Origin of the sequence: Mesorhizobium sp. M4A.F.Ca.ET.020.02.1.1 (assembly GCF_004022645.1) — a bacterium.
GTDB lineage: Bacteria > Pseudomonadota > Alphaproteobacteria > Rhizobiales > Rhizobiaceae > Mesorhizobium.
Window position 1 is genome coordinate 1 of record NZ_RZOI01000634.1, and the last position, 3,546, is coordinate 3,546.

The following is a 3,546-nucleotide window of genomic DNA, read 5'->3' on the forward strand; positions in this document are numbered from 1 at the left end:
GTATACAAGGGTTAAATCACGGCCCTCGTTCCGGCCGCTTCTGTCGGACCGGGTGCGCGGCCTGTCGCCGGTGTCGCATTATGCGGACCTCGATTTCTAGGACGCAAAGCCTGCGCGCGCTGATCGACCGCGAGGCGAGGCGCGCCGGTTTCGACGCCGTCGCCGTCACCCGGCCGGACGCCATCCCGCTGGCGCCGGCCAGACTCGCCGAATTCGTCGCCGACGGTTTTCATGGCTCGATGGGCTGGATCGCCGAGACGATCGAGCGCCGCGCCGAACCATCCACGCTGTGGCCAGAGGTTCGCTCGATCATCGTGCTGGCGATGAATTACGGCCCGGACCGCGATCCGCGCGGCATTCTCGCAAAGCACGACCGCGGCGCGATCTCGGTCTATGCGCAAAACCGTGACTATCACGAGGTGATGAAGGGCAGGCTGAAGGAGATCGCAGGCAAGATCGTCGCCCGCGCCGGCGGCGACGTGAAGGTCTTCGTCGACACCGCCCCGGTGATGGAAAAGCCGCTGGCCGAAGCCGCCGGGCTGGGCTGGCAGGGCAAGCACACCAACCTGGTCAGCCGCGAACACGGCTCCTGGTTGTTCCTCGGCACAATCTTCACCACCGCCGAGCTCGCGCCCGACACAGCGGAAGAGGACCATTGCGGCTCCTGCCGCGCCTGCCTCGACGCCTGCCCGACCGACGCCTTCCCGGCGCCCTACCGGCTCGATGCGCGGCGCTGCATCTCCTATCTCACCATCGAGAACAAGGGGCCGATCCCGCGCGAATTCCGCGACAAGATCGGCAACCGCATCTATGGCTGCGACGATTGTTTGGCCGCCTGTCCGTGGAACAAGTTCGCCCAAGCCGCCTCGGAGGCCAAGCTTGCCGCGCGCGACGACCTGCGCGAGCCGCCGCTGGCGGAGCTGCTGGCGCTCGACGACGCAGCTTTCCGCAGCTTCTTCTCGGGCTCGCCGATCAAGCGCATCGGCCGCGACCGGTTCATCCGCAACGTATTGATCGCCGCCGGCAATTCGGGCGGCGCCGCGCTGGCGGGCGTGGTGCGCGGCCTGCTCGACGATGCCTCGCCACTGGTGAGGGGCGCTGCCGTCTGGGCATTGTCCAGGCTTCTGCCTGCTATCGACTTCGCCCAGCTGGCCGCCACCGCCCTGGCAACCGAAGATGACATGACAGTGCGCGACGAATGGCTGTCGGCGCTGCCAGCAAAGGTGCATGCATGAGTGAAAAGCAGTTCCTCGTCTTTGGCGCCGGCTATTCCGGCAAGGCATTCGCCCGCGCCAACCGGGATGCGGCAACGATTTACGGCACGACGCGCTCGCTGGAGAAGTTCGCGGCGCTCAGCCAGGTCGGCATCGCGCCGATGCGCTTCGACGGCGCGCTGACGGCTGAGATCGGCGAGGCCCTGAAGACGACCACCCACCTCATCGTCTCGGTGGCGCCGGAAGAGGCCGGCGATCCGGTGCTCGGCGCCGCGCGGGAGGCGATCGCAGCCATGCCGGCGCTGCAATGGATCGCCTATCTCTCCACCGTCGGCGTCTATGGCGACCATGGCGGCGGCTGGGTGGACGAGCGGGCCGAATGCCGGCCGGTGTCGAAACGCTCGGTGATGCGGGTGGCGGCCGAGCAGGCCTGGCTGCGGCTCGGCGAGGAGACCGGCCGGCCAGTGGCGATCCTGCGCCTGTCCGGCATCTACGGTCCGGGCCGCAACGCGCTGGTCAATCTGGCTGATGGCACCGCGCGGCGGCTGGTCAAGCCCGGCCAGGTGTTCAACCGCATCCATTGCGATGACATCGCCGGCGCGCTCTGGCATCTGGCCGGGAAGAATCTCGGCGGCATCTTCAACGTCACCGACGACGAGCCGGCGCCGCCGCAGGATGTCGTCGCCTATGCCGCTGGGTTGATGGGCGTCGATCCGCCACCGGAAATTGCCTTCGAGACCGCCGAGCTTTCGCCGATGGCGCGCTCCTTCTATGGCGAGAACAAGCGCGTCTCCAACGCCGCGATCAAGGCGGCGGGCTATCACTTTGCCTTGCCAAACTACCGCGAGGCCCTCGACCATATGTGGGCCGACGGCAGCTGGCGCGAGGGCGAGCCGCGCAGCCCGATGAAGCGTTCCTGATTAAAGCGCGGCGCCGGGCGTGATATGATTCGCGCCATCGCCGCTCTCGAGGCTCGGGCGGCGCGACAGGAGAGGGATGCGGCTTCATGGTGACCTCGATGCGATCATTGCCCGTCAGACGGCCATTCCTGACGGCGGCGCTGGCCATCCTTGCGCTGGCCGGGCTGGCGGCGGGCGCGCTGACGGCCGAGCCGCGCGCAAAAGACCTGTTCGGCGCCAAGAAGCTGCCGGCCGTGGCGGCGGCGCAATCCTTCGGCTTCTATTCCAAGGGCTGCTTCGCCGGCGGCGTCGCCATCCCCATGGACGGACCGAGCTGGGAAGTGATGCGCCCCTCGCGCAATCGCCGCTGGGGCCATCCGGCGATGATCGCGCTGATCGAGAAGCTGGCCCGCGACGCGCATGCCGACGGCTGGCCCGGCCTTCTGATCGGCGACATCTCGCAGCCGCGCGGCGGACCGATGCTGACCGGCCACGCCTCGCACCAGATCGGCCTCGACGCCGACATCTGGCTGACGCCGATGCCCAGCCGGCCGCTGTCGATGGCGCAGCGCGAATCGATGAGCGCCACCCTGATGGTCGACGAGAAGACCCATCTGGTGAAGGACGCGCTGTGGACGACGCGACACACGCAACTGTTGAAGCGCGCGGCGAGCTACCCTGAGGTCGAGCGCATTCTGGTCAATCCAGGCATCAAGAAGAAGCTGTGCGACACGGTGAAGGGCGACCGTTCCTGGCTGCGCAAGATCCGGCCGTTCTGGGGCCACGACTATCATTTTCACATGCGCATCGGCTGCCAGCCGGGCTCGCGCGGCTGCAAGGCGCAGGAAGCAACGCCGGCCGATGACGGCTGCGGCAAGCCGCTGGCATGGTGGTTCACCGCGGAGCCGTGGCGCCCCAACAAGAATCCGGACGCGCCGAAGGCGCGCGATATCATGACGATGGCCAACCTGCCGAAGGAATGCCGGGCGGTGCTCGACGCGCCGAATCCGCCTTCGGCGGAAGCCGTAACCTATCACGGCGACGGCGTGCCGATCGCTGGCGACGGCGTGCCGATCGCGGCCGCCGAGCAGCCTGCCGAGCCGCAGCAGCCGGTGGCGGCTTCGACGGTGCCGGTTGGCGCGGCTGCCATGCCGGCCTCGGCAAGCGCTTTTGCGCCGACCCCGAAAATCGGCATTCCACTGCCACGGCCAAGGCCGGAAAACTGACGCCAGGCATTCCGGGCTAATTGTCGAAGCAGGCGCCGCCCCTCATCGCCCTGCCGGGCACTTCTCCCCGAAGGGGCTGGTGTCCGAACCGGATAGATAGGTAACAGAATGGACCGATTGCATAGGTGACAGTTTTCTCCCTCGCCGGAGGACCCGGCGATGGTTTGGCGAGAGACTGGCATCATGGACGAGCGGCTTCGTTTTGTA

3 protein-coding genes and 1 pseudogene are annotated in these 3,546 nt (G+C 67.6%); all 4 read left to right on the top strand.

The features are described 5' to 3' along the window. Window positions 1-100 (top strand): annotated as a pseudogene (locus tag EN742_RS28265) (glutathione S-transferase family protein); the annotation flags it as partial. Continuing rightward, a complete protein-coding gene (gene queG / locus EN742_RS28270; RefSeq protein WP_126057293.1) occupies window positions 81-1,235 on the top strand; it encodes a tRNA epoxyqueuosine(34) reductase QueG in 1,155 nt (384 codons plus the stop codon). The pseudogene EN742_RS28265 and the gene queG, both read left to right, overlap by 20 nt. Beyond that, window positions 1,232-2,134, top strand: coding sequence for an SDR family oxidoreductase (locus tag EN742_RS28275; protein WP_126057294.1), 903 nt, complete (start codon window positions 1,232-1,234; stop codon window positions 2,132-2,134). The genes queG and EN742_RS28275 overlap by 4 nt, the downstream gene beginning before the upstream one ends. 86 nt (window positions 2,135-2,220) lie before the next feature. After that, a complete protein-coding gene (gene mepA, locus EN742_RS28280) occupies window positions 2,221-3,339 on the top strand; it encodes a penicillin-insensitive murein endopeptidase (RefSeq protein WP_126057295.1) in 1,119 nt (372 codons plus the stop codon). Window positions 3,340-3,546 lie beyond the last annotated feature (207 nt).